Origin of the sequence: Azospirillum brasilense (assembly GCF_022023855.1) — a bacterium.
Lineage (GTDB): Bacteria > Pseudomonadota > Alphaproteobacteria > Azospirillales > Azospirillaceae > Azospirillum > Azospirillum brasilense_F.
This window is the reverse complement of sequence record NZ_CP059455.1, coordinates 52,844-71,090: the sequence shown is the minus strand read 5'-3', so window position 1 is coordinate 71,090 and position 18,247 is coordinate 52,844. Positions and strand designations below refer to the sequence as shown.

At 68.6% G+C, this 18,247-nt stretch carries 13 protein-coding genes; 8 read left to right on the top strand and 5 right to left on the bottom strand.

Going from position 1 to position 18,247, the window contains the following annotated elements; genetic code table 11:
* Window positions 1-35: 35 nt before the first annotated feature.
* On the top strand, window positions 36-662 hold the full coding sequence (locus H1Q64_RS34065; RefSeq protein WP_419468882.1) for a recombinase family protein: 627 nt from the start codon (window positions 36-38) through the stop codon (window positions 660-662).
* Here the strand turns inward: H1Q64_RS34065 and H1Q64_RS33690 are convergent.
* The 3 genes from H1Q64_RS33690 to H1Q64_RS33680 are packed head-to-tail and all read right to left on the bottom strand — an operon-like array spanning window position 592 to window position 4,708.
* A complete protein-coding gene (locus tag H1Q64_RS33690) occupies window positions 592-2,100 on the bottom strand; it encodes a TniQ family protein (protein WP_237908322.1) in 1,509 nt (502 codons plus the stop codon). The two genes, H1Q64_RS34065 and H1Q64_RS33690, sit on opposite strands and share 71 nt — an antisense overlap.
* Window positions 2,101-2,102: 2 nt before the next feature.
* On the bottom strand, window positions 2,103-3,035 hold the full coding sequence (locus H1Q64_RS33685; protein ID WP_330874677.1) for a TniB family NTP-binding protein: 933 nt from the start codon (window positions 3,033-3,035) through the stop codon (window positions 2,103-2,105).
* Complete coding sequence (locus H1Q64_RS33680; RefSeq protein ID WP_237908321.1) at window positions 3,032-4,708, bottom strand: Mu transposase C-terminal domain-containing protein; 1,677 nt, start codon at window positions 4,706-4,708, stop codon at window positions 3,032-3,034. The genes H1Q64_RS33685 and H1Q64_RS33680 overlap by 4 nt, the downstream gene beginning before the upstream one ends.
* Before the next feature lie 186 nt (window positions 4,709-4,894).
* Between H1Q64_RS33680 and H1Q64_RS33675 the strand changes: the two genes are divergently transcribed.
* Window positions 4,895-5,827 carry a recombinase family protein gene (locus H1Q64_RS33675; protein WP_330874675.1) on the top strand — a complete coding sequence of 311 codons (933 nt, stop codon included), beginning with the start codon at window positions 4,895-4,897 and terminating at the stop codon, window positions 5,825-5,827.
* Window positions 5,828-6,105: 278 nt separating this feature from the next.
* Here the strand turns inward: H1Q64_RS33675 and H1Q64_RS33670 are convergent, their stop codons facing one another.
* On the bottom strand, window positions 6,106-8,088 hold the full coding sequence (locus H1Q64_RS33670) for an SLC13 family permease (RefSeq protein ID WP_247886433.1): 1,983 nt from the start codon (window positions 8,086-8,088) through the stop codon (window positions 6,106-6,108).
* Window positions 8,089-8,445: 357 nt separating this feature from the next.
* Here H1Q64_RS33670 and H1Q64_RS33665 point away from each other — a divergent pair, with 357 nt between their 5' ends.
* Window positions 8,446-13,077, top strand: a complete 4,632-nt coding sequence (locus tag H1Q64_RS33665) for a chemotaxis protein CheB (RefSeq protein ID WP_237908320.1) — start codon at window positions 8,446-8,448, stop codon at window positions 13,075-13,077.
* Window positions 13,078-13,106: 29 nt separating this feature from the next.
* On the opposite strand, the gene H1Q64_RS33660 is transcribed toward H1Q64_RS33665, so the two are convergent.
* Complete coding sequence (locus H1Q64_RS33660) at window positions 13,107-13,619, bottom strand: OsmC family protein (protein WP_174436326.1); 513 nt, start codon at window positions 13,617-13,619, stop codon at window positions 13,107-13,109.
* A gap of 146 nt (window positions 13,620-13,765) precedes the next feature.
* Between H1Q64_RS33660 and H1Q64_RS33655 the strand changes: the two genes are divergently transcribed.
* The 5 genes from H1Q64_RS33655 (at window position 13,766) to H1Q64_RS33635 (ending at window position 18,199) form a co-directional block, all read left to right on the top strand.
* Complete coding sequence (locus tag H1Q64_RS33655) at window positions 13,766-14,695, top strand: LysR family transcriptional regulator (protein ID WP_237908319.1); 930 nt, start codon at window positions 13,766-13,768, stop codon at window positions 14,693-14,695.
* A 235-nt stretch (window positions 14,696-14,930) separates the two neighbouring features.
* Window positions 14,931-15,344 (top strand): DUF2382 domain-containing protein, encoded by a 414-nt coding sequence (locus tag H1Q64_RS33650; protein WP_200528798.1) that lies wholly within the window; start codon window positions 14,931-14,933, stop codon window positions 15,342-15,344.
* Window positions 15,345-15,398: 54 nt separating this feature from the next.
* The gene (locus H1Q64_RS33645; RefSeq protein ID WP_174436323.1) at window positions 15,399-16,238 is read left to right on the top strand and encodes a YsnF/AvaK domain-containing protein; all 840 of its coding nucleotides are present in this window, start codon (window positions 15,399-15,401) and stop codon (window positions 16,236-16,238) included.
* A 79-nt stretch (window positions 16,239-16,317) separates the two neighbouring features.
* A complete protein-coding gene (locus H1Q64_RS33640) occupies window positions 16,318-17,247 on the top strand; it encodes a hypothetical protein (RefSeq protein WP_237908318.1) in 930 nt (309 codons plus the stop codon).
* A 373-nt stretch (window positions 17,248-17,620) separates the two neighbouring features.
* The gene (locus H1Q64_RS33635) at window positions 17,621-18,199 is read left to right on the top strand and encodes a phasin family protein (protein WP_174436321.1); all 579 of its coding nucleotides are present in this window, start codon (window positions 17,621-17,623) and stop codon (window positions 18,197-18,199) included.
* Window positions 18,200-18,247 lie beyond the last annotated feature (48 nt).

Genomic DNA, 18,247 nt, shown 5'->3' with positions numbered 1-18,247 from the left:
ACACCTCCACACCGCAGGGCAAGTTCGCCCTCCAGGTGCTGGGCGCCGCGGCCGAGCTGGAGCGCGCGCTGATCCGCGAGCGCACCAAGGCCGGCTTACGGGCCGCCAAGGCGCGCGGACGGGTGGGAGGCAATCCCGCCCTCAGGCGCCGCGATCCCGAGGCCATCGCCCAGCTCTCCGCCATCCGCGACCGGCAGTATGTGGCCGACCTCCTGGCCACCATGGACGCGTGGCTGCCCAAGGTGCGTGCCCTGCGCCCGGGGAACTCCTGGGGCAAGGTAGCCAGGGCACTCGGCCGGCTCGGCTCGCCCGACCAGCCCTGGACCGCCGACCGGCTGTCGCGGGCGGTCCACCGCCTTGTCGCGGAAGGCTTGGCCGAGCCGGACCTGATCGCGCCGGCACCGCGCAAGCCGCCCAAGGACGACCTCCTGTTGGTCATCGCCGGCATCAAGGGGGCCGACCCGACCATCAGCCTGCGCACGATCGCCGCGCGCTTGGAGGAGATGCACATCCGCACGCCGCGCCGTGGCACGACTTGGTCGGCGTCTTCGGTCAAAGCGTTGCTCGACCGTGCCGAGCGGTTCGGACTGTTCATTCCGGTGACCGATGGGAAGCGGGCTCGTCGTTCAGGGCCTGACGCGCCAAGCGTCCCAGAAGCTTGATCCGGTCCTTGGCCTCGAGCCGGCGCGAGGCTTGCCAAACCGGACCGCGAAGAATGTCTTCGGCCATCCGCCGGTAGACGGAGGCTGAGCGCAAACCAAAACCGGGAACCCCGGTTTCGGCGAGGGACAAGGGTGCGCGGCCGATCACTCGGTTGGCAAGGTTGCCTTGAACCGGTCCGCGGCGGGCCTCCCGAAACAGGGTGTTCAAAATCCGAAGCAGACGCTGCCGCTCCCGGCGTTGGGCGGCGAGTGCGGCTTTCCTCTCGCGTTCCTGTCGCCGATGGGCGGCGGCTTGCCAATCCAGCAGCGTCTTCCGAGCGATGGCGGCAGCCTCCTCCTGAACGGTCCGAACGGCCGTGAGCGCGGCGGCCTGCGGGCGCGCCGGCCATCGGCTGCTGCGCTCAACCAGCATGCGGCGGCCCACATCGTCCAACTCGGTGTAGAGCATGCCGATGCTCAAAGGACGGGGCGGCAACACATCCTCCAGCCAGGAAAAGCCGTAGCCGCGCTCCGACGCGCTTTCGGTCAGCAGACGGGCTATGGCCGACAACAAGGCCCGGCGCCACCAAACTGGGACCGTCGCCAGCGGATAGGCGGAGGCGCACCGCAGCCGGTCCCGCCATCCGGTGGGCCATGGCGGCTGCACGATCCGGTTGATGAGAGCCCAATCATCCCCATTGGCCATGTTCAAGTGGCAGAGCAACCGGGCCAGATCCTCGACAAGGTCGAGAAAGGCGTGCCGGCTTGAGCGGCCGGCCCAGCAATCGTCGGGTTCGTGGCCGTCGAGGACCGCCGCGAGATGCTCTTCGAACGCTCGCAAGTTTGCCCAGTCATCGAGGGCACACGGTCGCGTCAGCCCGCCGCCTCTGTCCTCGTCGCCGAGAGCCTCGTCGAGGGATCGACCGCAATGCCCGCACAGCAGAATGGCGGAATCAGCGAGCGTCACCCACCGTTGCGGCTGCCAGCCGTCGCAAAAATGACAGCGCTGTTCCAAAGGCAGCCCATGGGTGGCGCACAGCCCCCGGGCGGCGATGGCCCAGTCGCGTCGAAGCCACGCGTCCCGTCCGGCTTGCCGATCATGCCGCAGGCACGCCGGACACCAAGCCACCTCGACCCGTCCGTAAGGCCCCCAGGCCGTCGTGTCGTCCGGAGCCCGTTCCCAACACGCCCAGGGGCGTGGCCATCCACGTCGGGACAGGGCCATGGCCGCCACGGTTTCACGGTCCAGACGGCTCGATGCGGCCAGGAACCGGATGTCCTCCGCGGCGGGAGCCCAATCAATATCGCGTTGATACGCGCCTTCGGAGTGTCGGCTGAACAGAACGGCCGGGGTCAATTCCCAGCCTTCCAAGCCATAGCGACAGGCGATCCGCGCACGCCAGGAGGACAGCAGCTCACCAGCCATCGGACGAGGGGCTATGGGAAAGGTCTGAACCATTCTCATCCCGTGCCCGCCCGTGTGCGGGGCGGCCGGGCCGGGCTTTTCATCGTCATGGCGACGAGCGGCAACACCAGATCGTCGCTGATGAACGACGACAGGTCCAGTTGCTCCCGACCGGACCGGATCGCATCGACCGCCACCGTTTCGATCAAGCGGCAGATCCGCACCGTGACCCCGTCGGTCAGCTCCAAGACGCGTTTGCGCACGGCGGCGTTGTCCAGCTGGGACGCCTTGCGCAACGGCAAGACCGCGGACAGGCTGGCCAGCAGCAACCGAAGCGGTTCTCCATCGCGCCATCGCGGCAAATGGAACGCGTCGAACCGCTCGGCGAGTTGCGGGTCGGTGAGCAGCGCTTGGCGCGCGAGATCGGTCCCGGCGCAGACCAGCGGGATGCGCAAATCGTTGGCCAGGAAGCGGATGGTGTTCAGGAAGATGCGCTGCTGCCGGTAGGTCCCGGCCAGCATGGTGTGCACCTCGTCGATGATCAGCAGGCGCGTGCCCATGGTGCGCAGCAGGTGGCGGCACAGATCGCGGATTTGCTTGGCGGCGGGACGGCTGCCCATCCGTTGCGGCGCTCCCAACGCGGCGAAAAGCTCGCCGTAGAAGTCCGCCTCATCGGGCTCCGGCGGCATCTGGAAGGCCACGACCGGCATGGTCGTCATGCCGGATGTCCGATCGAAGGAGGAGGGGTGCGCCCGCGTGAAGCAGCGGACGATCATAGTCTTGCCCATGCCCGTGTCGCCGTACAGGAGCAGGCAGGGCATGCGGTCGCGCGGCGGATAGCTCATCACGTCGGCAAGCCGGGCCAAGGCGGCGTCGGCGGTCGGGTACTGGATCCAGCGGTCGGCACGCACCCGGGCGATGCGGTCTTCGGCGGGCAAGGTGGCGAGAGCCCGGTAGGTGGGGTGCAGGTGGGCGAAGTCCTCGGTCACGACCAGTCCTCCACGGCGTAGGGCAGCAGAGGAATCGGGGCCGGCCCGACCGCGCCGTCCCCGGCCGGTTCGGGAAGCGTCTGCGGACGATCGGTCGCGATGGGCGGCGGGCACGGCAGGTCCTCGGCGTCCGTAAGATGCGCAACCCGCTGTGCCGCCCGCCGCGCCCGTTTCGTCTGTGCCGCGGCTTCGGCCACCAGGGCGCGTTGGGCTTCCACCGCGTCGAAGATCAGCTGTTCGTCGACCGCGGCCCGACCCTGTTCGCGGAGTCGGCGCTGGGCCTCTCGGTGCTCCCACAGGCTGATGGGAGGCCGGGCGAGATCGCGATAGCGGATCGGCCAATGGGTTCCGTCGGGCGCCTCCAGCCAGATGCGGGACAGGTCGCGCGGATCGAAACGCACGGGCAGGCGCGTCTCCACCCGCCCGGCCCACACGCTCAGCACGTCGTCCCAGTAGTGGATGTTGAACAGGCGGATGCCATCGCGCCGAACCATCCGCTCTTGGCAGGGCAGCAGGTCGACCAGAAAGCCGTCGAGGTCGCAGGGAACCCGCACCGCTTCGGGGCGGCGGGCGAGGGCACCGGTCCAGGCGGCCGACGGTGGCAGGCCGATACCGTCGTGCACGTCCGCGTGATAGGGCCCGACGATCTGGATCGCCAGCCATTTCTCAAGCTCTGCCAGCGTCAGCGCCGCGTGCCGTTCGGGATCGTAGTTGCCACGTTCGGCCACGTTGGCGAAGGTGGTGCCCGGCAGCAGATGAGCCTCCCCCATCATCGTGCCGATCAGCCGTTCGATGTGGCCGCCGTAATGCGGCGTGCGGACCGGGCGGTGGAGAAGGTCAATGCCGTGCTCCTCGGCGCCGCGCTTGAGGGCCTGGGCGCGGAACTCCTTGGCATTATCAAGGTGCAGGGCATCGGGAAGACCGGACACCAGCCAGGGAGCGGTGATGTCGCGCGCCGCCAGCCACGCCTCCTTGGGGGCGACGGCATGGTGAAGAGCCAAGGCCACCGACGCCGACGAGGGGGCCTCCAGCGTCAGGTGAAAACCGGCGACCATGCGGCTGGCGATGTCGATGGCCAGGGTGAGCCAGGGCCTTTGGATGGGAAGGCGGTGCCGGTCATCGACGACGAAGACATCGACCAGTGTGTGGTCGACCTGCACGACCTGCAGCGCCCACTCCGCGGTGTAAGGTGACGTCACGGGCCGGAGACGCGCCGCCGCCTTGCGGTAGCCCTCGCGGTCGGTCATCACCGCTCGGGCGTCCAGCCGGTCGAGACGGGCCTTGATGGCGTCCCAGGAGGGTGGGCGCAGGCTCTGGGCGCGGCAGTCGTGGGCGATGTGGCGGACCAGCGCGCTCACCGATGGCTTCTGGCGCGTCCGCCAGACGTCGCGGATGGCGGCCTCGATAACCGCCTCGATCGGTGCGGGCAGGCGCTTGGTCCCGGAGGGCTGGCCGCGTTGCGGACGGACCAGCGCGCTGGTCACCGGGGCCGCCCGATAGGCGGCGACCAGTTCCCGGACGCGGGTCCTTCCAAGATGGAGCTGCGCGCAAGCCTCCCGCAGGGCGGGCAGGCTCAGGCGATCCAGGGACGCCAAGCGACGCACCACGGGCTCCCGGCGCCGAGCCTCCTCCCATTCCGCGTCCGTGACATCAAGCTTGTCGCGTTTGGCCATGGCCGCCTCTCCGGCCGTAGCGCTGAGGAGGCTCCCGTCACGCGGCGGCTATCCGCTCAACAAAACCGCTGCCGTTTTGTCCGCCCATGAAGCCGGAAAGTTCGGTCCTGAAGCCGGAGTGTCCGCCCATAAGGCCGGAATCCATGCGCAGAAATCCTCATCCCCGAGTCCACCCATAAAGCCGGAGTGACACCGGCTTGGGAGAAGGGAATGGCCCTCATCGGCTACGCGCGCGTCTCGACCGACGAGCAGACCACGGCCGGTCAGCTGGACGCGCTGCGCGCCGCCGGCTGCACGGAGATTTTCGAGGAGAAGGCATCGGGCGCGTCCCGGGCCCGGCCGGAGCTGGCGCGGGCGCTTGCCCGCATCGCCCGCGGCGACACGCTGGTCATCTGGAAACTCGACCGGCTCGGCCGCTCGCTGGCCCACCTGCTGGAGGTGATCGAGGACCTGCGTGGCCGCGGTTGCCACTTCCGCTGCCTGACCAGCCCAATCGACACCGCCAGTCCGCACGGCACGCTGGTGCTGCAGATGCTCGGCGCCGTGGCCGAGTACGAACGGTCCCTGATCCGCGAGCGCACGCGGGCGGGGCTGGCGGCGGCCAAGGCACGCGGCCGGGTCGGCGGCAATCCCAAGCTGAAGCAGGGCGACGCAGCGACCGCGCAGCGCCTCGCCGACCGGCAGCGCCAGATCTACCTGCTGGAGCTGACCCGCACGGCCGAGGAGTGGCTGCCCACCGTGCGGCGCCTCCGGCCGTCCCGCTCGTGGGCGGCGGTGACGCGCGCCGTCAACGCCAAGCTGCCGCCGGGGCGGCACTGGACCGCCGAGCGGTTGCGCCGGGCTGTCCGTGCCTTCGTCGCCGAGGGGCTGGCCGACCGGGCGCTGTTGGACAAGGTGCCATCCGTCCGCGGTGACGAGCGGCTTATGGTGCTGGTCGCCGGCATCGCCCGCGCAAACCCCAAACTGTCGTTGCGGGCCATTGGCACTCAGCTGGAGGCGATGCGGGAGACCACGCCGCGGGGTGGGCGCACCTGGGCGGCGGCCTCGGTCAAGAGCTTGCTGGATCGGGCTCGGGTTCAAGGCCTATTGGACCGTGAGCAGCGAGCGGCGGTGAAATAGCCCACGCATCGGATCATGATCCCGACCGGGAGTGCGTCCGTGCCTTGTTTGTGGTGCGCAGCATCGTGCGACGGCCCCCGTGATCCCGCCGGACTGAGTGAGCAAGACATCGCGCCGACCCGCCAGGTTGCCGCCACGCCAGTGTGATCCGGCCAGACCAGCTTCCGACGAACCGGGCGCGTTTCACCTTGAAGCGGCTCATGGCCGCGTCATTTCCTGAACGACCGTTTGAATTGGAGCGCGCCTTTCGGCGCGGGTGGATGGCAATGCCACCACCGTCACCTCAACCGCCAGACCAGCGGAATGAGAACGGACCCGACGACGACGACGATCACCGAGAGCGGCAGGCCGAGCCGCCAGTAATCACCGAAGCGGTAGCCGCCGGGACCCATGACCAGCGTGTTGCATTGGTGCCCGATCGGGGTAAGGAAGTCACAGGCGGCACCGACGGCCACGGCCATCAGCAGGGGATCGGGATTCATGCCGAGCCTCTGCGCCAGGCTCACCGCTATCGGTGCCATGATCAGTGCCGTCGCCGCGTTGTTGAGGAAAGGCGTCAGTGTCATCGCCGTCACCAGGACGAGCGTGACCACCCCGGCCGGAGGCAAGGCCCCGGCGATCACGGCGAGTCCTTCGGCAACCAGATCCGCCGTGCCCGTGCGGTCGAACGCGTCGCTGATCGGGATCAGACAGGCGAGCAGGACCAGGATCGGCAGTTCGATCGCCTGATAGGCCTCCCGCAAAGTCAGGACACCGAACAGCACGATCAGCACCGCGGCCCCAAAGAAGGCCGCCATCACCGGAATCAGGTCGAGCGCAACCGTCCCCACGGCGAGCGCGAGCAGCACGAGCGGCAGGTACTCCTGGCGCCGCCGCTCCAGCCCTGTCGCCCGGTCGACGAGCGGCAGGCAGCCAAGACCGCGCAAGGTCTCCGGCATGGCGTCCACGCTTCCCGCCAGGACGAGGACGTCGCCGGCCTGGAAGCGGAGATTGCGGAGGCGCGTGGCGATCAGGTCGCCGTGGCGGCTGATGCCGAGAAGGTTCACGCCGTGCCTCTGGCGCAACCCCAACTCCGCCGGCGAGTGGGCGATCAGAGGCGAGTTCGTCATCACGACGGCCTCGACCACGCCGATGTCGCTGGCCGGCAGTCCTTTGGACAACCCCTTGCCGGCCCCTTCGAGACGCAGGCCCGCGTCGCTCATGATCGCCTTCAGAGTGTGTGGGTCGCTTTGCAGGACAAGAATATCGTCGGCGAACAGCGTCCAATGCCCCGCGGGGACGTAGCGCCTTTCCAATTCGCGAATGATGGCGATCACGCTGACGCCACCCTCGCCGAGGGCCTCCAGATCGGCCACCGTTTTCCCAACCAGAGGCGACGTGACCGGCAGGCGCACCTCCGAAAGATAGGGATCGACGTTGAAGGCCGCCGCCGCCGGCTTCGCCCCCTGGCGTCCGCCCGGCAACAGCCGCCAGCCGATCACCAGGAAGGCAAAGCCCATCATCACGATGCCGAGGCCGACCGGCGCGAAATCGAACATGGCGAATGGCGTGCCGGTAAGTTCGGCGCGCACGCGCGAGACGAGGATGTTGGGGGATGTGCCGATCAGCGTCACGAGGCCCCCGATCAGCGATCCGAACGCCATCGGCATAAGGAGCTTGGAGGCCGGGGTGCCGCTGCGCCGGGCGATCTGCATGGCGATCGGCAGAAAGATCGCCAGGGCACCGATGTTCTTCATGAAGGCGGATAGGACGGCGACACTGCCCGTCAGAACCGCCACCTGCATTCCGGTCGTCCGCATGTGGGGCTCCAGATTCCTGACGGCCCGTCCGATCACGCCCGACTTGCCGACCCCTGCACTGACGACGAGCGCCGACGCGACGATCACCACCACCGGATCGCTGAACCCGGCGAAGGCCCGGTCCGGCGGGACAACGCCGCCCGCCATCGCGACGAGAAGTCCGAGCAGCGCCGCCAGATCGTAGCGCAGCCGGTTCCAGACGAACAACGTCACCAGCCCGATGAGGATCGTGACGGCCAGAACCTGATCAAGGGTCAAAGGCGGCCTCGCTTCGCTGGAACCGGTTTCGGGCGACGGCCCCGTCCGCCGGCGGCGCTTGCGATGCAGCCGGTGGCCGTGCCAGGAATGTGACCAAGGGAGATGGTCATGCCACAACAGTCCACGGCGGATTGCGTACCATATAAAGGCGGCGGGCGCGTCACCGTATCGGTTGGGAGCAACGGCGGCATGCCAAGTGTCCATCGAGGCCAGGGCCGATGATCGCCCTTCCGGTTCGGGTAAAAAACGTCACGTCGGTGCGGGACGCTCCCGTGGAAATCTTGCCAACCATTGGACGTCTCGCCAATGCTTCATGGATCGAGAAATAATTCCCAAGAAAGTCGACCGATGCCTCGGAAATACGACGTACGCTTGTTGACTTTCCTAGCGAAGACGCGCTGAATTCTAATATCTCTGCGATGCTGGCTCTTTAACCCGTTTGTCGACGGCTCCCGCCGGCTTGGATACCGACAGCCGATCGATGCGTCGTTCGAATCGCAAGCTGGAAACGCACAATGCCGAGGTCTTGGGGCGCGGGTCCCGTTCGGCGGACTTGAGGGCATGATGACCGCTCCCAACGACCTCACCGGGCAGGACGACGCGCAAACCGGTCCTGGGATAACCACGCCGGTCAAGCGTTCGGGCGGACCGGTCGCCGTCGTCGGGATCGGCGCGTCGGCGGGCGGGTTGAAAGCCATCACCGCCCTGCTGCAGGCCGTCCCGGAGGCGAGCGGGCTTGCCCTTGTCGTCCTTCAGCACCGCACGCCGAACAACGAACGGCTGATGGTCGATCTGCTGGAGAAGGCCACGCCGTTGCCGGTCCGCACGGCCGAAGACGGAATGCCGGTCGAGGCGGACCACATCTACGTCGCCCCGGCGGGCCGCATGCTGTCCATGACACGGGGACGCTTCGCCCTCGGCACGGCGGCGAACGAAGCGGCCGCGCTGCCGATCGACGTCTTCTTCCGGTCCCTGGCCGCCGAATGGGCGCAGGGCGCCATCTGCGTCGTGCTGTCCGGGTCGGGGGCTGACGGCACGACCGGGTTGAAGGCGATCAAGGAGTGCGGCGGTCTGGTCGTCGTCCAGGACCCCGCGACGGCGGCGTTCGAGGGCATGCCGAGCAGCGCGATCGCGACCGGTCTGGCCGATTACGTGCTGCCTCCGGAGCGGATGGCCGAGGCGCTGCTCCGCTACGTCCGCCAGCCCTACGTCCGCGACGGCGGCGGGGACGACGACGATTCCCGATCCGAAATCCCCCAATCCGACGGGGAGGACTTCGACCACATTCTCGAACTGATGCGGGCGCGGAGCCGCCACGACTACCGGGCCTACAAGACGCGCACGCTGGTGCGCCGCATCGAACGGCGCATGGGCATCCACCAGATCGACAGCATGCGCCACTACCGCGAGTTCCTGGGAACCCATCCCGGCGAGGTCGAGCAGCTGTCGCGCGACATCCTGATCAGCGTGACCCGCTTCTTCCGCGATCCGGAAGCCTTCGACGTCCTCAACGAGGTCATTCTCGGCCCGCTGGTGCGAAGCCGCAGCTCCGACCGGCCGATCCGGGTCTGGGTCCCCGGCTGCGCTACCGGCGAGGAGGTCTACTCCATCGCCATGCTTCTGATGGAAGCCTGCGCGGCGGCGAACCGATCCTGCGACGTCAAGGTGTTCGGCACCGACATCGACGTGCACGCGCTGGACGTCGCACGAACCGGCGTCTACCCGGAAACCATCGCGGTCGATGTCTCGGCGGAACGGCTGGCCCGCTTCTTCACCCGCGTCGATGCCGGTTACAAGGTCAACCGGACGCTGCGGGAAACGGTCACCTTCGCCGTTCAGAACATGATCAGCGATCCGCCCTTTTCCAATCTCGACCTGATCAGTTGCCGCAACGTCCTGATCTACATCGACCCGAAGGTCCAGCGGTCGATCCTCGACCTGTTTCATTTCGGCCTGGACGGCGGCGGCGGCCTCTTCCTGGGATCGGCCGAGACCATCGGTCACCGCACCGACCTGTTCGCGCCGCTGTCCAAGAAATGGCGCCTGTACCGCAAGCTCGGCAACGGCCGCCGGTACAGCCCAGCCCTGCCGCGGACCGTCGGCGTGCCGGTGGGGACGATCCCGGTGCCGCCCGTCACGGCGCGGGTCAGCCCGGCCGAGATCACCCGGCACGCGCTGCTGCTCGCCTATGCGCCCGCGGCCGTGCTGATCGACCAGCAGCACCGCATCCTCTACCTGTACGGCCCGACCAGCGATTTCCTCGACCTGCCGACCGGGGAGATGCCGCAGGACCTGATGGCCATGATGCGCGGCGACCTGCGCCTGAAGGTGCGCGGCGCCGTGAAGCGCGCCCTGGAGTCGGGGCAGCGGGTGACCGTCAGCAGGGTCCGGCAGACGCGGGGCGGCGTGCTGTCCCTGCTCACCGTCACCGTGGCCCCGGTCCGCCCGCCGCAGGCGCGGGAGGACCTGCTGCTGGTCACCTTCGTCCGGGACGCGGTGATGGAGCCGGCATCCCCGGCCGGCGGCGGGGGCGCCGACGACCTGCAGGCGTCCGTCGAAGCCTCCGTCGTCGAGCAGCTCGAACACGAGCTGAGGGTGACCCGCGAGGACCTGAGCGCCACCATTCTGGAGTTGGAGGCGTCGAACGAGGCCCTGCGCGTGGCCAACGAGGAGATCCTGTCGATCAACGAGGAGCTGCAATCCTCCAACGAGGAGATGGAAACCTCGAAGGAGGAGCTGCAGTCGCTGAACGAGGAACTCGGCACGCTCAACAGCCAGCTCCACGAGAAGGTCGACGAGCTGGAATCGGCGACCAACGACCTGACCAACCTGCTGACCAGCACCGACATCGCCACGCTGTTCCTGTCGCCCGATCTGCGGATCAAGCGCTTCACGGCCCCGGCGACGCGCCTGTTCTCGCTCATCCCGACGGACATCGGGCGGCCGATCACCGACGTGTCGCGCCATTTCAACGATCCGGAACTGATGGACGATGTCCGCAAGGTCCTCGACACCCTGTCGCCCCTGGAACGCGAGGTGCGGACCGAGAGCGGCAACACGCTGCTGCGCCGGGTCCATCCCTACCGCACGCAGGACAACCGGATCGAGGGGACGGTCATCACCTTCAGCGACGTCACGGCGCTGAAGCGCACCGCCGCCATCCTCGCCGGGCGGGTCCGGCAGCAGAAGCTGGTCGCCGACCTGGGCCGCAAGGCGTTGGGCGACGAGGCCATAGGCGCCCTGCTGCAGGCCGCCTCCAGCCTGATCGCCGAAACGTTCGGCGCCGACAGCGTCGGCATCTTCGTCACCTCGGGGGGTGGCGGGACGTTGCGGATGCTGGAGGGCTGCGGCTGGGACCAGTCCGGGACCGCGCCCCGCGGGGAGGTTCCGGGCGATCCCTCGTCGCACCTCGGCCAGATCCTCCGGTCCGGCCAGCCTTTCGTCGTCGGCGATTTCGCCACCGACCGGCGGGTGTCCGGCGGTCCACCCGCCCCCGGAATCGCCAGCGGCGTCGGCGTCGCCTTCGGCGGCGACGGCACGACGGCGCCGGCCGTCCTGGCGCTGTACAGCCGTCAGCCGAACCGGTTCGACGAAGACGACGTGGAGTTCGTGCAGGCCGTCGCCACCATCCTGGGCCTCGCCATGGAGCGGGCGGCCATCCAGGATACGGTGCGGACCGCCCGCGACTTCGCCGAATCCATCGTCGACACCGTGCGCGAGGCCCTGCTGGTGCTCGACGCCGGCCTGACGGTGGCGGCCGCCAGCCAGGCTTACTACCGCATGTTCGCCACCACGCCGGAGGCGACGCTGGGGCATCCGATGGGTGCGTTGGCCGACGGGCTGTTCCGGGACGCCGCGCTGGAAAGACGCCTGAAGGCGATGATCGCCGACGGCTCCACCATCGAGGCGCTGGAGATCACCGCCGGACACGACACCGAGGGGCCGCGCGCGCTGGAGATCAACGCCCGCCCGCTGAGCCGTTCGGAGCGCCCGCTCATCCTGCTGGGCATCGAGGACGTGACCGGACGCAACCGCGCCCGGCAGGCGCTGGACGCCGCCAAGGCGGTGGCGGAGCAGGCGAGCGCCGGCAAGACCCGTTTCCTGGCCGCCGCCAGCCACGACCTGCGCCAGCCCGTGCAGGCCGCGGTGCTGTTCCACCACCTGCTGTCCGGCCAGGATCTCCCGCCGGCCTCGGCGCGGCTGCTGACCAGCCTGGGCAACACCCTGACCGCCCTTCACCTGATGCTGGAGGAGATCCTGCACGTGTCGCGTCTGGACGCCGGCGTGGTCGACGTCCAGGCGAAGCCGTTCCGGCTGCGCACGCTGATCGGCCGCCTGGTCGAGGAGTTCGGGCCGCTCGCCGACGCCGCGGGACTGACGCTGCGTTCGGTCGACACCGGCGTCACCGTCCGCAGCGACCCGAAGCTGCTGGGCCGCATCCTCCAGAACCTCCTCGCCAACGCCGTGAAGTACACGGACCGCGGGCGCATCCTCATCGGATGCCGCCGTGCCGGCGGCGCGGTGCGCGTCCAGGTCTGGGACACCGGGCGGGGAATCCCCGAAGGGCAGCTCAAGGCGATCTTCGAGGAGTTCCATCAGGTCGGCAATCTCGGCCGCGACCGCCGCCAGGGGCTTGGCCTCGGCCTGTCGATCGTGGACCGTCTCGCCCTTCTGCTCCACCACCCGATCGGCGTGCGATCGGATCCGGGCCGGGGATCGGTCTTCGAAATCGTCGTTCCCCTCGCCGACGACGCCGAAGCGATGGAGGAGGCCGCCACCGAACCGCCGCTCGACGGCGCCGGGCGGCGTGTGCTGGTGATCGACGACGACCCCGTGGTGCTCGACAGCATCCGGCAGTATCTCGAACGGTATGAGTTCGACGTGTTCGGCGCGGTGGACCGGGCGGCGGCATTGGTGCTGTTCACCCGGCAGCGCCCGCCCGATCTGGTCATCGCCGACTACCGTCTCGCCGGTGCGGAAACCGGGGCGGATGCCATCAGGCATCTGAGGGACGCTTTCGGACTCGCCGTGCCGGGGATCATCCTGACCGGCGACACCTCGCCGGAACGCATCCGGGAGGCCAGCCGCAGCGGCTTCTCCCTGCTGCACAAGCCGATCGCCCCGCCGGATCTCGCGGCGGCCGTGCGGAATGCGTTGGCGGACGACGCAGCGGACGGCGACGCCACCCCCTGACGGCCCCGGAAGCTCAAGCCCGAAGACGTTCAGGCCGGACGCGTGTCGGGGGCGTCGTCGGCCAGGGCGCCGTCGGCCAGGGCGATGTCCAGATGCACGGGGTTGTGCAGGGTGTTGGCGACCGGCGACCACAGCGTCGCGTGCCTGACCAGAGCGGCCAGCACGTCGCGCGGGGCATCGGCGTCCAGGTGGACGGTCACGCGGATCGCCTCGAAGCCGATCGGCCCCGGTTCGGCGTTGCCAAGGGTCCATCCGGCCGTGCTGTCGATCTCCGCCTCGACCACCAGCTCCAGCCGGTGCACCGGGATGTGGCGCGCGACGGCGTCGGCGTGAATGCCGGCGGACAGACAGGAGCCGAGGGCGGCCAACAGCGCCTCCGACGGGGTCGGGGTGCCGCCGCCCCCGACCGGCGGGCCATCCGGAAGATCGCGGATGTGGTTCCGTTGCTGGAAGCGATCCTCGGCGACGGTCCGGCACCGCAGCGTCCGAACGGCGTCCGGATGTCTCTTTTCCCCGTCGGTCCGGGAGGGGGGCTTGGGCATCGCAGCGTCCTTTCTTCTCGTCGCGCCGGGTTTCCCGCCGCGCCGGGTGCCGGATTGGCCCGTTGAGCGGTTGATGCGGTTGTGCGGTGAGACCATCTCGGCCGGCACCGGCGGGCGGGACGGCGAACACGCCTGGCGGTGGGTCCATGCTCGATTGGGACGACCTGAGATTCTTTCTGGCCCTGGCGCGCACCGGCAGCCTTTCGGCGGCGGCACGGGACCTGCGGGTCGCCCAATCGACGGTCGGCCGCCGGCTGGCCTCGCTGGAGGCGAGCCTCGGCGTCCGTCTGCTGAACCGCACGCCGGACGGGTATCTGCCGACGCTGGCCGGCGAGGAGGTCCGTGTCCAGGCGGAGCGGCTCGAAGCGGAGGCGCTCACCCTGGAACGCAACGTCGGGGGACGCGACACCCGTCTGGCCGGTCTGGTCCGCGTCACCTGCGCCGAAACCGTCGCCACCCAGATCCTGGCGCCCTGCGTCGCGGCGCTGCACGCGGACCATCCGGAGATGATGGTCGAGCTGATCTCCAGCCCCCGCGAACTCAGCCTCGCCATGCGCGAAGCGGACATCGCCGTCCGCCTGACCCGCTCGGAACTGCACGACCTGATCGTCCGGAAGATCGGCAGCCTGGACTTCGGCCTCTACGCGGGGCCGGCCTACCTGGATCGCCAGGGTGAGCCGGACTATCAGGCCGGTTGTCCGGGGCATCACCTGATCACCCAGACCGACGACATCCAGGAGGCGGCGCAGACCAGCTGGCTGGCCGATCTCGCCCCCCGCGCCCGTGTCGCGCTGCTGACCAACAGCCACGAGGCCGCAGTGCTGGCTGCCGCGCAGGGCGGTGGGCTGGCCTGTCTGGCGCGGTTCCGCGCCGATCGGGAAAACGGCCTGAGGCGCCTGACGCCGCCATCGCCGCCTCCAGGCGTCGCGATCTGGCTCGTCGTGCACCGCGACAACCGCCATACGCCCCGGATCAGAACCGTCCTGACCCACATCGGCGGCCACGTTCGAAATCTTGCCCAGGCACTGTCTCCCGAAGGGGTGGATCGGTCGTCAAATGGGAAGGCGAACCGGTAGTACGGGAAACAACCTGTTTTCACCGCGGTCGGCATCGGTGCGGATGTGCATAGCCGCTCACCGGAATTGGATTCGCCGGAGCGGCCAACTTCCCGGATCGGAGGCTGTTCCTTCTCATGCGGCTGTCGACCGGTTCGCCGTGGTGCGAACGGACCCCGGCGTCAACGGACTCCGGCGTCAGGGCGGCACCAGCCTCCGCGAGACTTCCTCCTCATCGTTTGACAAGGCCTTTTGCATGTCGTCCGCTCCAACCCCGCCCCGCGACCCGGTGGTGCCTCTGCACGCCGAGGACGTGGTGGTCACACGCCGCGACACCGTTGGCGATACGGTTCGGGTTGCCGTCACCACCCGCGAAAACGAGCGGCTGGTGGACGAGGAGCTGACCCATGAGCGGGTCGCCATTGAGCGCGTGGCCGTAGGCCGCGTGGTCGATCGCGTGCCTCCCATCCGCAAGGACGGTGACCTCACGATCATTCCGGTTGTGGAGGAGGAGGCCGTCATCGTCATCGAACGCCGGCTCGTCCTCCGCGAGGAAATCCACATGCGGCGGGTCCGCGTCACCGAGCGTCACCGGGAAACGGTGACTCTGCGCCGCCAGGACGCCGACATCAGCCGCATTCCGCCGGATCGGCGCGACGACTCCGGCTGATGGGCGACGGCTCAGAGAACAAGCCCACTCAACCCCCCCCCAGGAGAGACAGACATGACGGACGAAACCATCGTCGCCATTTTCGACACGGACGCCCAGGCTGATGCCGCCGTGCGTGACCTCAAGGCGGCCAACGTTCCGGCGGATGCGATCAGCCGGCACGCCCGCAAGGCACCGGGAACCGCCGCGGCGATTCCCGCCCAGGAGACGGGCTTCTGGGCCAGCCTGTTCGGCGGCGACCCGGATCATGACAACGCCGTCTATGACCGCAGCCTGGACAGCGGTTCGACCGTCGTGACCGTCAGGACTCCGGCGCAGCACGCCACGATGGTGAGCGAAATCCTGGAGAGGCACGGCCCGGCCGACATCGACGAGCGGGCGTCCGCCTACGGACTGTCGGGAACGACGACGAGCACCGCAACGTCACCGGTCACGGCCGCACCGGTGACCCCCACACGGGAAGGCGCCGCCGGAATGGCCGCGGTCAATGAGGGCAGCAACGCGGTCGGCAGTGGGAGCGGCAGCATCCAACTGTCCGAGGAGCAGTTGCAGGTCGGCAAGCGCGCGGTGAACCGCGGCACGACCCGCGTCCGCCGCTTCGTGGTCGAAACGCCGGTCGAGGAGCAGGTCAGCCTGCGCGACGAGACGGTGACGGTCGAGCGCCGCGCGGTGACCGGCGACCATCCGGTCGGGGAGGCGGACTTCACCGAGAAGACGATCGAGATGACCGAGACGGACGAGGAGGCCGTTGTCGGCAAGACCGCCCGGGTCACCGAAGAGGTGGTGCTGCGCAAGGACGCGACGGAGCGCGTCGAGACGGTGAGGGACACCGTGCGCCGCGAGGATGTCGAAATCGAGAAAATTTCGACCGCTCCGCCCGTCGCCAAAACTTGATCCGAACCCTGCTCCCCCTGCCAACCTGCGTTCGGGGTCCTGTGAGGGGCTTCGAACGCCCTCTTCCGGAGCGACCACAATGTCAACGGACACCTATGCCGCCCCGCCGCTTCGCGGTTCGGGCGTGCTCGAGACCACCACCACGACGGAGGGGCACTCGCACATCCACCGCCGCATCTCATGGGCGGCGATCTTCGGGGGCGTGATCCTGGCCCTCGCCATCCAGCTCGTGCTCAGCCTGCTGGGCGCCGGCATCGGCCTGGGCACGGTCGAAACCAACGCGGGAAGCACCCCGAGCGCCAGCAGCCTTGGCATCGGAGCGGGCATCTGGTGGGTCATCAGCAGTTGCCTCGCCATTGCCGCGGGCGGGTATGTCGCGGCCTGGCTGGCCGGTGTCGAGATCCGGTTCGACGGGATGCTGCACGGCTTGGTCACCTGGGGGATCACCACCCTCGTGACGTTCTGGCTGCTGACCTCGGCCATCGGCGGGATCATCGGTGGCGGCTTCTCGGCCTTGGGCAGCGTGACCTCGGCGGCGGGCAGCGGACTCGGTGACGCGGCCAAGCCGCTTGCCCAGGCGGCGGGAGTATCCCCCGACATGGTTCGGCAACAGGCCGAAGCGTATCTGCAGCTGGCGAACCCCGATCCGGCCACGATGAGCCCGCAGGACGCCCAGAAGGTGATCGCGACCGAACTGGTCACCTATGCGGGCGGCGGCGGCGAGGCGGCGGCGGCCAAGGAGCGGATCATCACCATCATGGCGGCCCAGATGAAGGTCAGCCACGACGAAGCCGCCCAGCGTTTCGAAGACGGTCAAGCCAAGCTGCAGCAGGCCCGCGACAAGGCCGTGCAGACCGCCAAGGACACGGCGGACGCCAGTGCGTCGGCGGCGTCCCGGACCTCCTTCGCCGGCTTTGCCGTCCTGCTGCTCGGCGCCGTTGCCGCGGCGGTCGGCGGCTCCCTGGCCGTGCAGCGCCGGCTGCGGGTGACCCAGCGCGTCGTTCGATAAAACCGACCGGCAATGATGACCGGCCACCGCCGTTAACGGCGGCGTGGAGCCCGAAATCGCGGCGCGTGGCGGGCTCCCTTCTTTCTTGACCGGCTTCGTCCCGCTCGGACCAGAAAAAGGATCAACGTATTTTCCCAGGTCCGTCGCAGTCATGAGAAAATGAAAAATTCAGGTTGCGTGCGCCTTGTAATTATCAGAAATCCTGTCAATGCACATTCTCTTAATATCGATAATTCTGGTTCCAATTGGTATATTCCTTTTCAAGATCCTTGTTATTGTGCGATGCGTCATAATATAGATGCAGGACACAACAGGTCGAGCCCACCTGCTCCCTGGCCCCCAATCAATCATTGATCAGTTATTGGAGTTCAACATGGCCGACGGCACGTCCCCCGTTCACACGATCCGCAGCGCCAGCGACGAGGCAGCCGCGAAGACGGAAAGCCCCAAAACCCACAGCATCCGCAGCGCCAGCGACGAGGGGGCGACGAGGTCCGGCAAGCCCGAGGCCAGGCAGCCCCACGACCAGTCGGCCCGCTCTTTCGAAGGCCGGAAGGCACAAGCCGGCGGCGGCTCCGCCGAACGGGCGACCGAGCGGGCGGCCCAGCAATTCGCCGCCGGTGGCGAACTGGCTGGCCGCATGGTTCAGGACGCGGCCCATCCTGCCGAACAGAACCTCACGGCCGCCATGGGGTTCGGCAACGCCATGACCTCGCGCTATGAGGCGGCGTGCTCCGAGATCGTCCGGTACATGCAGCAAGCGGCCCAGCGCCAGAGCGAGATGATGACCGACATGCTCCGGGCGCGCAGCCCGAGCGACATCCTGCTCGCCGGGAACCGCTACATGCTTGGCGGGCTGCAAGCCTTCCTCGACGCCAACGGCCGCATCGCCCGGGCTTCGGCCCATACGGCAGACGAGGCGGATCGCAAGCGGAACCGGCACCCGGTCTGACGCGCCCGGCAGCCGTCCAACCATCCGCCGATCGTTCGGGGGACGGTG

Bases quoted from the DNA above. Each gene is read 5' to 3' on its own strand.
- H1Q64_RS33690 (WP_237908322.1), bottom strand. From the start codon at position 2,100: ATGGTTCAGACCTTTCCCATAGCCCCTCGTCCGATGGCTGGTGAGCTG.
- H1Q64_RS33680 (WP_237908321.1), bottom strand. From the start codon at position 4,708: ATGGCCAAACGCGACAAGCTTGATGTCACGGACGCGGAATGGGAGGAG.
- H1Q64_RS33670 (WP_247886433.1), bottom strand. From the start codon at position 8,088: ATGGACACTTGGCATGCCGCCGTTGCTCCCAACCGATACGGTGACGCG.
- H1Q64_RS33665 (WP_237908320.1), top strand. From the start codon at position 8,446: ATGATGACCGCTCCCAACGACCTCACCGGGCAGGACGACGCGCAAACC.
- H1Q64_RS33660 (WP_174436326.1), bottom strand. From the start codon at position 13,619: ATGCCCAAGCCCCCCTCCCGGACCGACGGGGAAAAGAGACATCCGGAC.
- H1Q64_RS33655 (WP_237908319.1), top strand. From the start codon at position 13,766: ATGCTCGATTGGGACGACCTGAGATTCTTTCTGGCCCTGGCGCGCACC.
- H1Q64_RS33650 (WP_200528798.1), top strand. From the start codon at position 14,931: ATGTCGTCCGCTCCAACCCCGCCCCGCGACCCGGTGGTGCCTCTGCAC.
- H1Q64_RS33645 (WP_174436323.1), top strand. From the start codon at position 15,399: ATGACGGACGAAACCATCGTCGCCATTTTCGACACGGACGCCCAGGCT.
- H1Q64_RS33640 (WP_237908318.1), top strand. From the start codon at position 16,318: ATGTCAACGGACACCTATGCCGCCCCGCCGCTTCGCGGTTCGGGCGTG.
- H1Q64_RS33635 (WP_174436321.1), top strand. From the start codon at position 17,621: ATGGCCGACGGCACGTCCCCCGTTCACACGATCCGCAGCGCCAGCGAC.